The following is a 16,593-nucleotide window of genomic DNA, read 5'->3' as shown; positions in this document are numbered from 1 at the left end:
GTTCAAATCAATCTTTCCTGAAAGGCTATTTCTGTTGCAACCCCTCATTTTCCATCAGCCAACCTGTAAAAGCCCCTCTTTTTCTTGCTGTGTTGGTGATGTATTCGGCATGCCGGTGCTTTGTCAGAGCAACGTTCGAGTGTCAGGTCGTCAAGAATCAGGGGAATGGTCTGACCGTCAGGCACTTTAGAACTGACCAGCAATATCAGACGATGCGCCAGGTTTCGCCAACGCCACTTACCTTGGGAGACCCAATGATGGTAGCTGTTCCAGAAATTTTCGTAGTGGATCGTCAGAAGGGCTTGTGTAACAAAGCCTTCGCCAGAAAGCATGCCACCCAGAAGTAACTCACAGAACGTCGGTGCCGCAAGTGGTGATAGCGCTTTTGCAAGAAATGTCGTATATAAAGAAAGCTCTCGAAGGATTACTTTCTGATCTGAAGTGAGCATGGCAACCGCTTTTTCCTGGTAGATGAAGCGGTTGCTTAACCTATTTCGGCATCAAAAAATACGAAACGTTAGTACTTATAATTCTCTTCTGAGTAACTCCTTCGGGACTAGTTATTTGCATAGAGTCAAGATGGTGAGGCTGTTTCAATTTCGACCAGTTTGTAACCCATGTCTTCAGCGCGCTTTCTCATGTTTTTAATGACTCGGTCACGGTATTGCTCCTCGTAGTAATCCTGACCTCTATCTACGTACTCTGAGCCGTTTTTCAGCATGCTGTAAATCAGCCGGGCAAGTTTATGTGCAGTCGCTGTAATCGCTTTTGGTGCCCCCAGCTTACTTCTCATTCGACGATAATAGGCTCCCAGCGCACTTTTCGAACTCACCAGAGTCAGTGCAGCCATACGCAGAGCAGAAGCGGCCCGGTTAGGGATTCTTTTGGTCTTGCTGCTCAACACTTTGCCTCCTGATATCTTGTTTCCCGGGCTCAGTCCCAGCCAGGAACAAAAGTGCTTCACTGTCGGCCAGCGACTCATGTCTGTACCAATTTCAGAAACTACCTTCAGGGCGGTATTTTCCTCTATTCCCTCAATCGATGTCAGATCTACCCCTGTCACCCGGTAAAGGTGAGTTCTTACATCAAAAGCAGGGGCGCTGGCTGATTTGCGTTTTGCAGGCAGAGAGATACTCTCGGACTTATCATCAAACTGGTTCAACTGGTCTTCCAATGCCTTGTCACAAGCTTCAATTTGCTTTTCGTAAAAATCATAAAGCTCAACAGACTGCTTTAAGGCAAATAGGTGTTCCACCCGGTAATGCCCATGCAGTGACTTAGCAATGACTTTCTCTGATTTTTTACAATGAGAGTCCCGGTGTTTGGCCAGTACCTCTGGGTCACGCTCTCCCGCGAGAATGGAGAGAATGATACCCATCCCCGTTTTGCCAGTGATATCCGCAACGACATTGTCCAACAACAGGTTCATTTGCCGTAAAGCTTTCTGCATGTGCTGTATGTGCGACGCCCGGTAACGGATCAGGGTTTCACGCTGACGCATATAGGCACGCAAGGCACACACCTGATCTTCAGGGCGAAAAGCTCCCTCAAGCAGGCCATGAGTATGCAGTTGTTGTAACCACTGACAGTCCTGCACATCACTTTTACGACCAGGGACGTTTTTAACATGACGAGCATTCACCAGTTTGACGTCAAGGCCGTGCTCTTCAAGCATTTCGAAAGCGGGAATCCAATAGATTCCGGTAGACTCCATGACCACGGTCGTAATTCCGATTTTCACGAGCCATTGAGTCATCATTTCGAGATCAGAGGTAAAGCAGGCAAAAGACCGAACCGACTGTTCATCGAGCTCTTTAGGGACAGCAACAAAGTGGAACTCTGAACCAATATCAATGCCTGCAGCATAGAGGTTCACGGTTTTTAGATGGCCAGATATCCGCTTTTGAACTTTAGCCGGATTTGGGTTGTGTTTCATGACTGCGTTCCTACACTACTGAACGAAGGCATATCCGGGTATGGGGCTGTCGATCATATGCAGTCTTCTGAACGAGATCGCCAGGCGTCATCAGTGATGCGGTCGCCAGCCTCCCGACCACGCTAAACTTCGGGCAAGAGCACCAGTGTGCGTTCGGTCTCTGGCTCGGATATGCCTCCTTCCTTATCGTAGGACGAAGAATTGAGGTTGGCAGCTAAGAGTTACTCTGGGTTGTGTGCCCGCCGGGCGGGCTAGTCCGCTAAACTCGAGTTCTGCTGGTCAGAGGGTTATTGATGGAGTTTTTCACTTACAGCATGTGAACTCTTATCACAGTAACCTGAAGAAGTGGATATTCGGGATATTCCACGGTATTGCAACAAAATATATGTCTCGCTACTTGGGTTGGCGTCGGGCTTTGACTGAAGGTAAAGCATTAACACTTGATCGGCTGGCCAATAAAATCATGAGCATATTCCGCTTTCAACCATTTAAAGGAACATAGCCGATAAGATCTTTGATTGAAGTAGTACTTTAATATGATTGATCTTGTTTCTTATAAACGTGCTACGCCATTGCATATTCTGGCCTCCCGTGAACGCTCATTCTGGCGAACCGTGAACACGTTTTCTGGTTTTCCGTGAACACTGATTCTGCCGAAGCGTGAACAATTTTCGCCTATTTCCAGAAAATGCGTTCACGCTTTCCAGAATCACCGTTCATTTTGACCAGAATACGCAGCCATTCTTCATACGATTTATAATCTAAATTAGACAAATTAAATGAATCAAGAATTTCAGGTTTACTATATAGTATTGACTGGGCATTTACTCCATTTTTCCCTGCGTACAACCTGTTAGGTAAATTTGCAAGCTCGAAAAAAGTACCCAACTCTATGCCTAATGCTTCTTTTATTGCTAGAGAAGCCGTATTATTGCCATTCCATACAAAATACGATTTAAAATCATAATGTTTATTTAATTTTTTAACTTTTTTATAATAGCTATGAAAAAAATATGAACATTCTCGTGCATTTTGCAAGCCATTAATGTAGTCAATCAATTTTTCATAGCCATTAAATAATTTACTTTCTTTACCTTGTAGAACTAAATATACAGTTTTAGCAATTACTTTTAAGGATATAAAAACAGACAGCTTGTCGGTTATATTTATTTTTTCTATCAGGGCAGTCAAGCTTCAAAAAAAATTAAGCCGCTCTATATTTTCAATATATACAAGAATATTTAGCATCGAAAGCACATATCATAATTATCGAATACGGTTATTATCTAGATCGAATAAATTTATATATTCGTCTTCGACCTGAAACCCCGAGTACTCGAGAAGTACTCCTAAGCATTAAGCTACTATATGCCTCTAAAGCTGATGATATTTTCAATTCAAATTTATATCTAGATAATTCAATCTCACTCTTTAAGTATTGAATACCACCTCTTCTTTCTAGCATACCTCTGCCAGTTCTTGCATCAACAAGCACTTCTTGTAGATTCATAAACTTATATCCTTTAGCTATCATTCTAAGCCAAAGGTAATAATCTTCCATGAAATGTAGATGTTTATACCCACCACTCTTTAACACAGCATCTTTTTTGAACATTACTGTCATATGATTCATAGGATTTCTGTATTTCGAAAATCTTACAATATCTGTGTAATCAAGTGGTACTTTTTTTACGCTTGTAATATTTTCAACGCTATCATCAAACTCATTTATCCAGCTACCAAGGCATGTCAATTTAGAATCTTTCAGAAAACAATCAACTTGCCTTTCAAGCCTAAAGGGTTTACATATATCATCTGCATCCATTCTTGCTATTAAATTATAGTGGCAGTGTTTCAATCCAATTTGCAATGCGTTTCCTAAGCCAACATTTTTTTCTAAAACAACTACTTTAATTGGCAGTTTTACAGACCATACTTCAACTATTGCTTTCAGCTGATAACTTAAGGGACCATCATAAACAACGACAATTTCATCTGCCTTTAGTGTTTGATTATGTAAACTCTTTAAGCATTCATTTAAATATTCGGGCTTTTCTTTAGCATACAATGACATTAATATCGAAGTTTTCACTCTATAGCCCTTTCCCAAACAACACAGTTGTCACTGTCTTAGCAAGTATCTTAACATCCAGCCAAAAACTCTGATGTTTTATATAATACATATCATACTTATGTTTCCATACAGCATCTTGAACAGAAGCGCCATAAGGGTATTCAACCTGAGCAAGTCCAGTCACACCAGGCCTAACTGCGTGCCTAAATCGGTAATAAGGAATTTCTTTTTCAAGTTTTTCTATGAAAACTTCCCTCTCAGGCCTTGGACCAACCATCGACATTTCACCTTTAAGAACATTTATCAATTGAGGAAGCTCATCAATTCGAGTTTTTCTAATAAATTTACCGACCTTGGTTACTCGATTATCATTTTCTGATGCCCACCTCGCACCAGTTTTTTCAGCATCCTTCCTCATACTTCTGAACTTGATAACTTCAAATTCACTATTATAAAGACCAGTTCGTTTTTGTTTAAAAAGTACAGAACCTGGGCTTTCAATCTTAATAAAAAAAGCAGTTATAAAGCCTATAGGAATAGCAATTGGAGCAAGCAGACATACAAGGGCTATGTCTATAAACCTTTTTGGTATTCTATGGTGTTTTCGTCTTAATACTGAAAATGATTTGTCGTCAAAATAAAAATCAGAATTTAGAAGGCTCACTTCTGTGTAACCCAGTTTATTTTCAAGTGCTTCTATCAATGAAGTAACTTTTACACCGTACTTAATTTGTTTTACTATAAATTCTTTTTGTCTTACTTTAAGCTCACCTGCTCGATAATGACAAACAGTTTTATTTTTTAAATACTTATCTTTGATTGAGTAATCATTAATGACATAATTTATTTTATTTTCTTCAAGAACATGCCTTAGTAATGCAATATTTGTTTTTGGTGTATAGATGTATAATACTTCTGAACAATCGTATTTATCATAAGTCCAAACTTTTTCTTCATCTGCAGAAGATACTTCTTCTGATTCCAAAAAATATTCAACACTTACGAAATGTCCGGACTCACCAAAAACAGCCTTGGGTTTATGCTCTACTTTTTGTTTATGTGTTTTTTTTCTAACTGACTTTTTTATTAATGATCTATTTATATTTTTCTCATTACAATCAAAAACATGTCTTTTTTCGGTTTCAATATGAGGCATAATCATCAAAGATAAAATAATAAATACACTTGGATAAGTATTTTATTGAAAAAATAGAACCTGAATTACTTACCAAGGAGAATGGCAACTGCTTTTGACTTTCAAGTCATTCCATCACAAGTGTTCAACGTCAGCCAACGAACTTAAAATCGACACGCTACCGCCCCTCGAATCACGCACATTCCGAAACAGCCACAGTAGAAACAGCACACTTTTTCCTTAACGGTCAGCGCACAATTTCACTAAGTCTGACTAAACCCTTAGACTACCTTTACTAAAGATCTGCATAGACATACAGGTTAATGAGGATCAACACATATCCATTACCACCTCGATAACAAGCCTCTTCATGTTCAGGTAGTGATGAAGAGTGGCAATAAGGGCAGTGCAGAACAACGCAGCAAGTTTAAGTATTTATACCAGACTTACAATACGTAATTTGAAAAACATCATGAATTGCAGTTATTTTTATAATGGATATTCAGGCATGAGCAAAACTTAGCAGGTAAAATACGACAACGCATACAGAGCAAAGCCCTGCACACAGCCAGCCCTCATGAACGATCCGGCATCCGATTATCCTCAGCCAGCCGCCGAACATCAATCATACGACCCGTGTCAAACGCACGCCGCACCCTGGGTGTAATTAAAAGTGTTCCCCAAGGGGCAATATTTCAGTATTGAGCCATAATTCCATGAGTCTGACTAACCTTCTTGAACAGCCATGTCCACCTCAAAAAAGCTATTGGAAAGACTTGCTACAAGTTCACGCATTACTTATGAAAGGGTTGACCAGTCAGGTTGGAAGCTTGCGGGAGTCAGGCGTCGGGATCTACAGAGATGAGCAATTGATTCACATGCCTCCTCCTGCATCACAGGTAGCCAGGCTGATGTCTGATCTTCTGGCATGGGTATCTGACACTGATGTTCACCCTCTGATTGCCAGCTGCATTTTTCATTACGAGCTCGAATTCATACACCCTTTCACTGACGGCAATGATCGTATGGGGCGCTTTTGACAAACCTTGATGTTGTCGAAGTGGCGGGAACCGATGGCTTACCTTCCTGTAGAGACTATCATTCGCGATCAACAGGGTGCCTATTATCAGGCTCTTCGGGAATCAGATAATGCCAGTGCCTCAACGCCATTTATTGCATTCATTCTTAAAGCCGCTGAGCAGGCACTCAACGAAGCCCTTGAAAGTGAGCCGGGCCACAAAAGCGACCAAGCAAGCGACCAAGTAAAAAATCTTCTCAGACTCTTTATTTCCAACCCTTCAGAACCTCTGAAGGTTCCGGATATGATGCAAAAACTGGCGTTAAAACATCGTCCGACCTTCCGTAAAAACTACCTCAAACCGGCACTGGAACAGAGTTTGATCACTATGACCAATCCTGACAAACCAAACAGTCCCAGACAAAGTTACCTGATCTCTACAGAAGGGTTATCTCTGGTGGGTAAATAATACAACACACTGTAAGGCATCCATGGGTCATAAAGTGATAAACCCAAGCCCACAGCTTCTTTGGATTGTCTGATGAGCCAATTAATACTACTATTTAACTCATAACTTGAGCCGAATAATGATATTAATTGGCTCATTATCTATTTGAGGAATCTATAAGTGTATGATTTTTCGTCCATAAAATGGATTTGGCAACAAAAAGACTGGCCTGATTTCCATTGGCAGGAAGAAGTGGTTCTGCCTTTGCTTAGAAATACCAGATTAAAGTTGGGCTTATTGCTGGGCAAGGCCAGTGCCAACGGGGATTCTAGTGACAGTCACTCAGCTCTTAATACATTACTGGAAAATATCATCACTTCCTCAGCCATCGAGGGAGAACGTCTTAATGCACAATCCGTACGTTCCTCTCTGGCAAAACGATTACAGCTATCCGGTTCGGAAGATGTTGCTTATCCCACCTCTGAACGAACAGAAGGTCTGGCCGAGATGATGCTGGATGCTATTACCAACCTGGAGTCACCTCTTACTCTGGATCGTCTTTACCAATGGCATCACTGGCTGTTTCCTGATACCGGTTTTTCACTTCAATCCATTCAGGCGGGGCAACTGCGAGGGGATGAACCCATGCAGGTTGTCTCAGGACGTATTGATCGCCCTACCGTACATTTTGAGGCTCCGCCGAGAAACCAGCTGGAACCAGAGTTGTCCCGTTTTTTTGACTGGTTTAACCAAAGTAAAAATGATCCGACCTGCGATCCGTTAATCCGTGCCGCTATCAGCCATTTCTGGTTTGTCACACTACACCCATTCGATGATGGTAACGGGCGATTAACCCGGGCTATCACCGACCTGGCACTGGCGCAGGCCGATGCCCAGAGTATCCGGCTTTATGCCATATCCACTGTGATTCTGGAAAATCGGAAGGATTATTACAACATACTGGAGCAAAGCCAGCGTGATGATACCGATATCACACACTGGCTTGCCTGGTTTTTGCAGATGCTTGAAGCAACGATCCAGGCATCATTAGACAAAATTGACCGCACGTTACATAAAACCCGATTCTGGCAGCGGTTTCATAATGCTGGCCTGTCAGAGGAACAGGTTAAAGTTCTCAACCGGTTACTGGATGGCGGTGAAAAAGGCTTTGAATCCGGTATCAGTGCCTCTCAGTATCAAAAGGTAGCCAAAGTCAGTAAAGCAACGGCAACACGGCATTTGTCGAATTTAATGAACAAGGGGTGTATTGAGAAACTCCCGGGGGGTGGGCGCAGCACTCGCTATCAGGTTGTTAGAATTTGATTAGCTGCTTTCTGTGTTTGCCGAAGGTATAATTTTTGAAGCTCTCACATCAGACATAATATCCATGTTATCGAAATCAACAGAAGAGACCATTATCAGCACTCTTCAATACTCTACTCCTCTCATGCAACATAGCACCAAAACCGGTACAGTAACGCCATTACTGTAAATCGAGGACAAACAGACAATGGCAGCGCAATACGGTCAAACCTGGTGGGGCAAACAGTGGCTTGAAGCCTTTAACGGCATTGATTACAGCAACCGCCTGCCCCGAGGGCGACGCTATGCCGGTAATGGCTCGGTTTCCGATATCTCTCTGAAGGGAACCTCAACCCATGCGGATGTTAAGGGACGGCGTTCCAGACCTTATAAAGTCAAAGTACATCTGCCATCGTTTACGGCAAAGCAGCAGGACAATATTTTGTCTGCCATCAGCCAGAGCCCGGCACTGCTGGCTAAATTGCTGAACCGCCAATTACCCGTGCAAATGCTGTCACTGATGGAACAACAGAAGATTCCACTATTCCCGAAAGACTGGGACGATATGGATGCCAGTTGTTCCTGCCCGGACTGGGCGATGCCCTGTAAACATATTGCTGCGGTCATTTACCTGATCGCCAATGAAATTGATAAAGACCCGTTTATGGTGTTCAAACTGCATGGTATGGATTTACCGGCAGCCATTGAACGACAAACGGGCATGTCGCTGGCCAAAGCCGATACCCCGCCACAGGTGATGGATTTCTGGCAACGGGAACCGGTGTTTGAAAACTGGCAGCCACCTCAGTCTCCCGTCTCTGAATCTCTCGACCTCAGCACCATCGAACCTCTGGGCGAGCGCATTCTTGGCATTCTTACTCCCAAACCGTTGTTTTACGACAAAGATTTCAAAACCTTGCTCGCAGACTTCTATAAGCGCAGCGCCCGGGTAGTGAACCAGTTTGAGAAACAGCAGACCGCTGACAATACCATCGATATTACCGACTTTTCACTGACCCATCTGGTGCTGGATGGCAATGGTCGTTTTCATTCTGCACGATGTTCAGGCAACGGACAGATACTCCATGAGCCGGACGAATGGATTGGCCTGTTAGCTTCACTGAGAAACATTCACAGCGCCCAGCGCAGCCAGTATTACCATAAAGCCCTGCTCTGGCACTGGCTGTATCGTCTGGCGATCAAGCTGTTGCAACAGCATGCCTGTATCCCTGCAGTGTTTATGCAAAAAGATGACTGGACTTTGATACAGTGGCACCCGGCCCTGTTAAGCGAGCCGGTCAAAACCCAACTGGCTATTTTGTATGAAGCCTGCCCACCGGATTTTGTGGTGCTGGAAACGGTTCCCAAAAACCGTAAAAAGCCACAGCTGCACTATGCTGACAGCAAAACCCAGATTCACCTGGCTCTGAATGCCATCATCAGCTTCTTTATGGAGCAGGCTATGGAAGCCGGACCGGATAAATACTGGCAGGAAGATATCTGTCGCCTGTTTTTTGCCGGATCACCCTGCCTGTTTAACCAGTTTGAAACCATGGCTTATCCCAAAGTCATTCGCAACTGGCTAAACCGACTGTCACTGGGCGAACGGGAACATCGGTTACATATGCTGGTTGAGGAAGTAGAAATGCCGGAAGCTGATGACCCGGTGTCTGATCAACTGTCGGTGGATATTCGCATAGAGCAGAAGCAAAACATGCTGACGTTGCCGGAGTTGTTTAAAGACGGTTCGCTCTCGGATACCAAAGTCAGTGTGCTGACCGATCTGGCACTGCTGGCTGATTACCTGCCTGCGGTTGAGCAGCTATACCAGACACAGAAGAAACATCGTCCGCTACAGTACACGCTTCAGGCTTTTACGCCCATTTTCAGGGAAACCCTCCCTGCCCTGCAAATGCTCGGCATTCAGTTAGTGCTGCCAAAACGGCTGCGTAAGCTGGTGTATCCGCAGCTCAGCCTCTCCCTGTCAAAAAGCGGCAGTGATGCCGCCGTCAGTTATATGAACCTTGATGAGCTGCTGCAATTCAACTGGCAGATTGCCCTGGGCGACCAGCGTATTCCGGTCAGTGAGTTTAACCAGTTGCTGGAAGGCTCTGAAGGGCTGGTAAAAATGCTGGATCAGTATGTCATGCTGGATGACAACAAGTTACAGCAACTCCTTAAAAAACTGGACAATTTACCCGATTCTTTATCCCGTATTGAATTACTGAAAGCTGGATTATCAGGAGAGCTGGACGGCGCTAAAGTGGATTTAGGCGACACCGCCCGACAACTGTTTGAACAGCTGTTACAGGGTGAACCTGCGCCGTTGCCAGAACAACTCAATGCTCAACTGCGCCCCTATCAGCAACGGGGCTATGAATGGATGGCACAAAATGCCCGCATCGGCTTTGGTTCGTTATTAGCCGACGACATGGGTCTGGGTAAAACCCTTCAGGTCATTACCCTGTTGCTGCACCAGAAAGAAAACGGGCAACTGGATAAACAGAAAGCCCTGGTGGTCGCCCCCACTTCATTGCTGACCAACTGGCGCAAGGAAATCGAACGCTTTGCTCCGGATTTACGGGTGCAGGTCTACCATGGCAGCAAACGAGAACTGAAACACAACGACCATGATGTGGTATTAACCAGCTACGGGCTCATTCGATCGGATAGCGCAACATTGGGCAAACCTCGCTGGCGAACTCTGGTGATTGACGAAGCCCAGAACATTAAGAACCCCGGCAGCCAACAAACCAAAGCCGTTAAAAAGCTCAAGTCCGATATTCGTATCGGCATGAGTGGTACGCCGGTAGAAAACCGGTTGCGGGAATACTGGAGTGTGTTTGACTTCACCAACAAAAGCTACCTTGGCACCCAGAAAAAATTTCAGGAAGAACTGGCAACACCTATAGAGAAAGATCGGGATCAATCCTGCCTGGATCGCTTTCGCAAACTGACCAGCCCTTTTATCCTGCGTCGCCTGAAAACCGATAAAAGCATTATCAGCGACCTGCCCGACAAAGTGGAAAGCAACCGTTATTGCAACCTCAGCAAGCAGCAGGCTTCCCTTTATCAAAATACCGTTAACACCATTATGGAAGACCTGAACTCCGCTGAAGAAGGCATCGAACGCAGAGGCATTATTTTCAAACTGCTCAATGCCTTAAAGCAGATATGTAATGCGCCGGCTCAATTCCTTAACCATAATGAAACAGCCACTGATGAGTCCGGTAAACTGTCCCTGTTTATGGAGTTAATGCGTGAAGCCATAGACGGCGATGAGAAGGTATTGATCTTTACCCAGTACACAACCATGGGCGAGCTTCTGGTTAATACGCTGAAACAGGAAATGCAGCTGGACGTTCCCTTTCTGCACGGCGGTCTGTCCCGCAAAAAACGCGATGACATGGTGGAAGACTTCCAGAACAATGGACGAACCAGAGCTATGATTCTGTCATTAAAAGCCGGAGGCACCGGCCTGAACCTGACGGCTGCCAGCCAGGTCATTCACTATGATTTATGGTGGAATCCGGCGGTAGAAGCTCAGGCTACCGACCGGGCTTTCCGGATCGGACAAAAACGCAATGTGCAGGTGCATCGCCTGATCACCGAGAATACGTTTGAGGAAAAGATCGACACCATGATCCAAGCCAAAAAAGAACTGGCGAACTTAGCCGTTGCCAGTGGCGAGCAGTGGATTACCGAACTGTCGGATCAGGAGATCCGAGAGCTGGTGTCTTTGGGGTAAAACTTCGAATGAAGATAAAGCCTGTTTACCTGTCCAATAAGCAGGCTTTGCCCAAAAGAAGTATTTCACCTTCTTCATTTGAAGTTTTCTATGATTTTCTCGTTAAGGCAGGATCTCAGGAATTTATTCATCTCAGTGGTATCAGCGGTAGAGTAAAACTCCAGCATTAACTGATTAAATTCTTTCTGTCTCTTCGCAGGCACATTAATAATGGTCTTAGCCTGTCACTTCTTCCCCCAGAATGACGGGTTTCTTTTTGCCCGGACAAAAGACATATCGACGGCTAGAACTTACACTCCCCTGTCTTATTTTTGGGTACCATTTAACCGGCGATCAATAGCCATTTTGAGATATTCTTTCATCTGTACTTTGATGGTTTCATCTGAACAGCATTCTTCAATACAAAAGAAAATCTTTTCCTGATTAGCCACCAAATCATCAAAATCAGAAAGATCACAAGTGGCTATAAGCATTTTCAAAGAAGGGTAGTAGTCAAATATACGACTACTTCTGTAAATAGAGGGTTGTAACGCGCCCATCAGCCTTTCGGACAACGAACTATCCTCGTCGAGCCTGAGTTTACGATGAACTTCATAGCAAAATCTCTTGTCTAAAAAGTTCCAGTGTTTTTCAGGTGTTTCGATTTTTGATTCAGGGTTTCCAATCAATATTCTTGAACTGTGAACTAAAGCCTCAGGGTGAACGGCCAGCTCTCCTAACAATTGACTGGGTTTACTATGCCCGATATCCAGGTCATCCTGTCGCATGACGTAATCTCGGTAATAATCAAATATATTGGTCAGGTTCACGGTTTTTACCTGCGCCCCACTCTCCTGCAACACTGCCCCCAGCTTTTTTAAGGATTCTTTACAAAAAAGATTAAGGCAAACCGGAACAAACTGCAGCTTGTTGACCGCGTCTTTCATCTCAGCCAGTCTTTCATCGGATGAAAATGCCCAAGACTCACCCTGTCTGGTTTTGTAATAGTCGCCATCTCTGTCAAGTTCGCTTTTTTTGACTCCCAGCTTATTAGCAATATTGCTGTGAAGTTCTTCAAAAAAAGAGTCTTCATCCGAAACAGACTTGCAGTTCATGATGAATTTCAGTCTTTCAAGCTGGGAATGCAACAGAAGGTGGTCATAATCTGTCAGCAGCACGATATCGCAGCGCTGGCTTAACTCCGGAAGGCTGCTGAGTAGAGAGCTTTCGCCGACTAACAGGGCTACTCTTGGGTTTTCTGATACAGCCTCCGGTTTCTCTTTCATGGCTTGTAGCATTAAATTATAATCGGGTACGCAATCGTCGGGGATTAGATTGTAGTCATTGCTGTACCAGTAGTGTGTTTCTTCTAACCTGGGCAGGACTTCGTCCTGAGATTTTACCTCCGGCAATGGAAAGGCTTCCTTTAGAGCGGTTACACACTGGTTAATTCGCTTTTCCCTGTCATCATGCAGTCGTTCGCTTACCCGAAGATTAATGGGAGTTTCGGTGACAGTGTCTCCGGATCCGGCTCCATGGATATGGGGTTCAACATTTATTGTTTCGAAAGGGTTATTCTTCCCGACTTCTTGTTTTTGGGGTAACAGGGCGGGATTGTATGTATTAGAAATTCCTTGCATTTTTATTACTCCTGTATTTTTGATCCCTGCTTTTTGATCCCTGCTTTGCTTTTGTTAGTGGAAAGGGTGGATTCGCTTTTCGTTAACCGGCGTAACATCGACCTTGTAAAAGATAAAAGCAGCGTTTTGGGAAGGCACGAGGCAGCCTTGATAGCCAGCATCTTTGACCCGCTTTTCAATCAAGGTTACTTTTGCATTTCGATCAAGGCAGCCGTATTCAGTTCTGCCCTCACGAACATCTCTTTCTGTTTGAGCGACAATGCCATCCGGATCTTCATCCATATTATAAAGCTTGCTTCGTTCTACTTCCGCATGGTATTCATTGCCAGGTAGTAAGGGCTCTTTTTTATAGTTTTCGGTTCCAAAATATGTTCGATCCAGCCATATTTCTTTATAGCCACTGCGCCTGAATCTCTCTTCTCCTGTAATACCTGTTCCACTATATGAGGGATCCGTCTGCGTTAGCCCTTTAGCAAAAGAATAATGTCTGAGATGGATCGTTTCAGGTCTTACGGTTACGGCTCTTCGTTCCCCAGTTTTCTTATGTTCTGGCATTTCATGGGATGCTTGATCTTGAGCAGTAATGGTAGATGATGTGCAAGCCACAGCATCAGAAGATGATTGTTCAGGGGTGTGGCTAACGAATGGAGAGGGAGACGTTATTTTTCCGATATCCATAATATTTTACAACATTCCATAGTAAGTGTGGTGTTTAGAGCTTGAAATACAATAAAAGTTCACCGCTTATTTCTTTGATGTACTTATTCTCACCAAATCAAGCCTCAAATCTAATTGTGCAGTAGAATTTGAACTTATAGGGCTTGACCAGTTTGATCCGTTTTTTCAGCGTACTTTTCGTTCTGCGAGCAAAAACGTGGGCTATCTTAATGATCAGAGCGGAGCAACATTATGCCAGTCATGACTGTATTAGAGGGCTCTGATAATCAGAAGCCCGTCAAGATATGGACCGATGAAGTCAGCCCTCAGGCACTTGAGCAAATGCGTAAAGTCGCCAGCCTGCCCTTTATCTACAAACATGTCGCGGGGATGCCCGACATACATCTGGGCAAAGGGGCAACAATTGGCTCTGTTATTGCCACCACTGACGCGATTATTCCCGCTGCGGTCGGGGTGGATATTGGCTGTGGAATGAATGCGGTTCAGTTAACTCTTAAAGCCACTGACTTGCCGGATAACCTTCTGCCGATTCGTCACGGTATTGAAAAGGTGATTCCCCTTGGAGCTGGCAGAGAACATAAAGAGGCGCAACTATCCGGAAATTCACTGGTTGCCAGAGGTTTGCAACGGATTCTGGAAAAACACCCGAGTATTATCCAGAGAGGCAGCCGGGATAAATTTGTACGTCAGATGGGCAGCCTTGGCTCTGGCAATCATTTTATAGAACTCTGCCTGGATGAACACGACAACGTCTGGGTTATGCTGCACTCCGGAAGCCGGGGCATTGGTAACCAGATTGGCCAATATTTTATTCAGCTGGCTCGTAAGGATATGGAACGGCAACAGATTCACCTGCCTGACAGAGATCTTGGCTACCTGAAAGAAGGCTCAGACTTTTTTGATGACTATGTTGAGGCCGTGGCCTGGGCGCAAAATTACGCCCTGCTGAACCGTGAACACATGATGAACAATATTCTGATGGTTCTATGTAAACATCTGAAACCATTTACGATCATGGATGAGGCCATTAACTGCCACCACAACTTTGTTGAGCAGGAACTTCACGATGGGCAGCAGGTCTGGGTTACCCGTAAAGGAGCTATCCGGGCCAGAAACAGCGAACTGGGCATTATTCCCGGATCTATGGGAGCTAAATCCTACATCATTCGTGGCAAAGGCAATCCCGAAGCATTTTGCAGTTGCGCCCACGGTGCCGGACGGAGCATGTCGCGAACTGCCGCTAAAAAAGCTTTCTCTGTCCGAGACCTTGAAGACCAGACCCGGGGCATTGAGTGCCGCAAAGACAAAGGGGTACTGGATGAAATTCCCGGAGCCTACAAAAACATCGATAAGGTTATAAGCTTGCAGGGCGACCTGGTAGAAGTCGTGCGCACACTGCGGCAAATCATTAATGTGAAGGGTTAAGTATTTCAACCCGGCTTTAACTTACGAGGCACGCTTTGAGCAGAAAATATTCACGAACTCAGCTACAAACTAAGAAAATAGGGTTGCTTCTGTTTTTACAGTATATTTTCCCGGCAGAAAGTTCTGCAGCTACCTACGATATCACTTTCAGGGAGAGTGAGGCCTTGTGCAGGTCATACGGAAAGGCAGTAAATGATGCAAACACCGAAGGAAGTAAAGGTGGGGCCTTCGCTGTAGAAGAAGCTGGTAAGTGCGTTATTTATATTCTTCCGGGCAGTGAGCATAACAGAGTCGTAAACCTGATGGATGCCAGGCATCCGCTGATTATTAAAACTGCTGATTCTGGAGACTCCCTGCCTCAACCTGATCATCATTCCGATGAAATAGCGTATACCACCGTGTCTGCAGCTCCGGGCTTTCAGGGTCAGACTTTTTTTATCATGAAATCTGATAATGCGTTGGCGTTCGATTTTTCAATAGATAACACCTATCTGAACTCTACCATCAACGGGTGCCAGCTTTCTGGCGTTGTCACCGTTGGTGAAGGTTTTCTAGCGGATCGCCGGTTTAATATTCGCACTGGTGATTCCGGTATACCGAACTGCAAGTCATCTGACCTTGACGGACTTACTCTGGATTCGGTACTGAACCCCTCTTTTACCAGTTTCGATGAGACCGTGGCCCCCTGGCTTGCAGGTTTAAAATTAAACTCGATACCTGTTAACAAGGTAGTCGAAAGTCCGAAAAGAGGCGGCAAGACGACCAACGGCGAATATCGCACCGGCAAAAAAAAATACACTTCACCAAAAATCAGGCTTCATAAAAAAAAATCCGCCTCATTCCAGTCAGGCGATGGCACGGGAGCCGCTGGAGGCGGTGATGGCGAAGATCCTGATTGGAATCCTTTTAAGAAAGGACATGGAGGACACTACTACGCTACAAGCCATTTATATCGGGCTGTTGTCGGGGCTATAAAAAAGCTAAACGAAGAGCTAGACAAAATGAACAAAGACGGCAGTAACGAAAATGGTGTTATCAAAGCTATGCGGGGACAAATCAGCAAAAGTATGAAAAAAATAGCACCTGAAATGAGGGAATTTATCAAAAAGCAGCCCATGTATCTGAATATCGCACTCTATTTAAAGTGAGTTTGATCGAGACAGTAAGCTCTCTGAAAGGCTGTTATCCATTGTCATATGCAGTTCAAAAT

General features: G+C 44.5%; 13 protein-coding genes and 1 pseudogene. 7 read left to right on the top strand and 7 right to left on the bottom strand.

Going from position 1 to position 16,593, the window contains the following annotated elements:
- Nucleotides 1–44 precede the first annotated feature (44 nt).
- On the bottom strand, nucleotides 45–449 hold the full coding sequence (locus NX722_RS07100) for a transposase (RefSeq protein WP_262567380.1): 405 nt from the start codon (nucleotides 447–449) through the stop codon (nucleotides 45–47).
- Nucleotides 450–574: 125 nt separating this feature from the next.
- Nucleotides 575–1,936: an IS110 family RNA-guided transposase gene (locus NX722_RS07095; RefSeq protein WP_262563664.1), complete on the bottom strand. Its 1,362-nt coding sequence runs from the start codon at nucleotides 1,934–1,936 to the stop codon at nucleotides 575–577.
- A 268-nt stretch (nucleotides 1,937–2,204) separates the two neighbouring features.
- On the opposite strand from NX722_RS07095, the pseudogene NX722_RS07090 reads away from it, so the two are divergent.
- Nucleotides 2,205–2,438: pseudogene (locus NX722_RS07090) on the top strand (transposase); the annotation flags it as partial.
- A 173-nt stretch (nucleotides 2,439–2,611) separates the two neighbouring features.
- Here NX722_RS07090 and NX722_RS07085 read toward each other — a convergent pair.
- The 3 genes from NX722_RS07085 to NX722_RS07075 form a co-directional block, all read right to left on the bottom strand.
- A complete protein-coding gene (locus NX722_RS07085; protein ID WP_262567379.1) occupies nucleotides 2,612–3,127 on the bottom strand; it encodes a hypothetical protein in 516 nt (171 codons plus the stop codon).
- A gap of 91 nt (nucleotides 3,128–3,218) precedes the next feature.
- Entirely contained in the window at nucleotides 3,219–4,028 is an 810-nt protein-coding gene (locus NX722_RS07080) for a glycosyltransferase (RefSeq protein WP_262567378.1), read from the bottom strand.
- Between the two features lies 1 nt (nucleotide 4,029).
- Nucleotides 4,030–5,166 carry a sugar transferase gene (locus NX722_RS07075; RefSeq protein ID WP_262567377.1) on the bottom strand — a complete coding sequence of 379 codons (1,137 nt, stop codon included), beginning with the start codon at nucleotides 5,164–5,166 and terminating at the stop codon, nucleotides 4,030–4,032.
- Between the two features lie 695 nt (nucleotides 5,167–5,861).
- Between NX722_RS07075 and NX722_RS07070 the strand changes: the two genes are divergently transcribed.
- The 4 genes from NX722_RS07070 to NX722_RS07055 all read left to right on the top strand — a co-directional run bounded on the left by NX722_RS07070 (nucleotide 5,862) and on the right by NX722_RS07055 (nucleotide 11,661).
- Nucleotides 5,862–6,185, top strand: a complete 324-nt coding sequence (locus NX722_RS07070; RefSeq protein ID WP_262567376.1) for a Fic family protein — start codon at nucleotides 5,862–5,864, stop codon at nucleotides 6,183–6,185.
- Between the two features lie 33 nt (nucleotides 6,186–6,218).
- Nucleotides 6,219–6,632 (top strand): Fic family protein, encoded by a 414-nt coding sequence (locus NX722_RS07065; RefSeq protein ID WP_262567375.1) that lies wholly within the window; start codon nucleotides 6,219–6,221, stop codon nucleotides 6,630–6,632.
- 159 nt (nucleotides 6,633–6,791) lie between these two features.
- Entirely contained in the window at nucleotides 6,792–7,934 is a 1,143-nt protein-coding gene (locus NX722_RS07060) for a Fic family protein (RefSeq protein ID WP_262567374.1), read from the top strand.
- Between the two features lie 187 nt (nucleotides 7,935–8,121).
- Complete coding sequence (locus NX722_RS07055) at nucleotides 8,122–11,661, top strand: DEAD/DEAH box helicase (RefSeq protein WP_262567373.1); 3,540 nt, start codon at nucleotides 8,122–8,124, stop codon at nucleotides 11,659–11,661.
- A 305-nt stretch (nucleotides 11,662–11,966) separates the two neighbouring features.
- On the opposite strand, the gene NX722_RS07050 is transcribed toward NX722_RS07055, so the two are convergent.
- Both NX722_RS07050 and NX722_RS07045 read right to left on the bottom strand, forming a co-directional pair.
- Nucleotides 11,967–13,280 carry a hypothetical protein gene (locus NX722_RS07050; RefSeq protein WP_262567372.1) on the bottom strand — a complete coding sequence of 438 codons (1,314 nt, stop codon included), beginning with the start codon at nucleotides 13,278–13,280 and terminating at the stop codon, nucleotides 11,967–11,969.
- A gap of 54 nt (nucleotides 13,281–13,334) precedes the next feature.
- Nucleotides 13,335–13,958, bottom strand: a complete 624-nt coding sequence (locus tag NX722_RS07045; RefSeq protein ID WP_262567371.1) for a hypothetical protein — start codon at nucleotides 13,956–13,958, stop codon at nucleotides 13,335–13,337.
- A gap of 231 nt (nucleotides 13,959–14,189) precedes the next feature.
- Between NX722_RS07045 and NX722_RS07040 the strand changes: the two genes are divergently transcribed.
- A complete protein-coding gene (locus tag NX722_RS07040; protein ID WP_322740917.1) occupies nucleotides 14,190–15,383 on the top strand; it encodes an RtcB family protein in 1,194 nt (397 codons plus the stop codon).
- 164 nt (nucleotides 15,384–15,547) lie between these two features.
- Nucleotides 15,548–16,531, top strand: coding sequence for a hypothetical protein (locus NX722_RS07035; protein ID WP_262567370.1), 984 nt, complete (start codon nucleotides 15,548–15,550; stop codon nucleotides 16,529–16,531).
- The last annotated feature ends 62 nt before the right edge of the window (nucleotides 16,532–16,593 follow it).

It is taken from the genome of Endozoicomonas gorgoniicola, from assembly GCF_025562715.2.
In the GTDB taxonomy this organism is placed as follows: Bacteria; Pseudomonadota; Gammaproteobacteria; order Pseudomonadales; family Endozoicomonadaceae; genus Endozoicomonas_A; species Endozoicomonas_A gorgoniicola.
The sequence above is the reverse complement of the archived record's forward strand: the minus strand, read 5'-3'. Positions and strand labels throughout refer to the sequence as shown.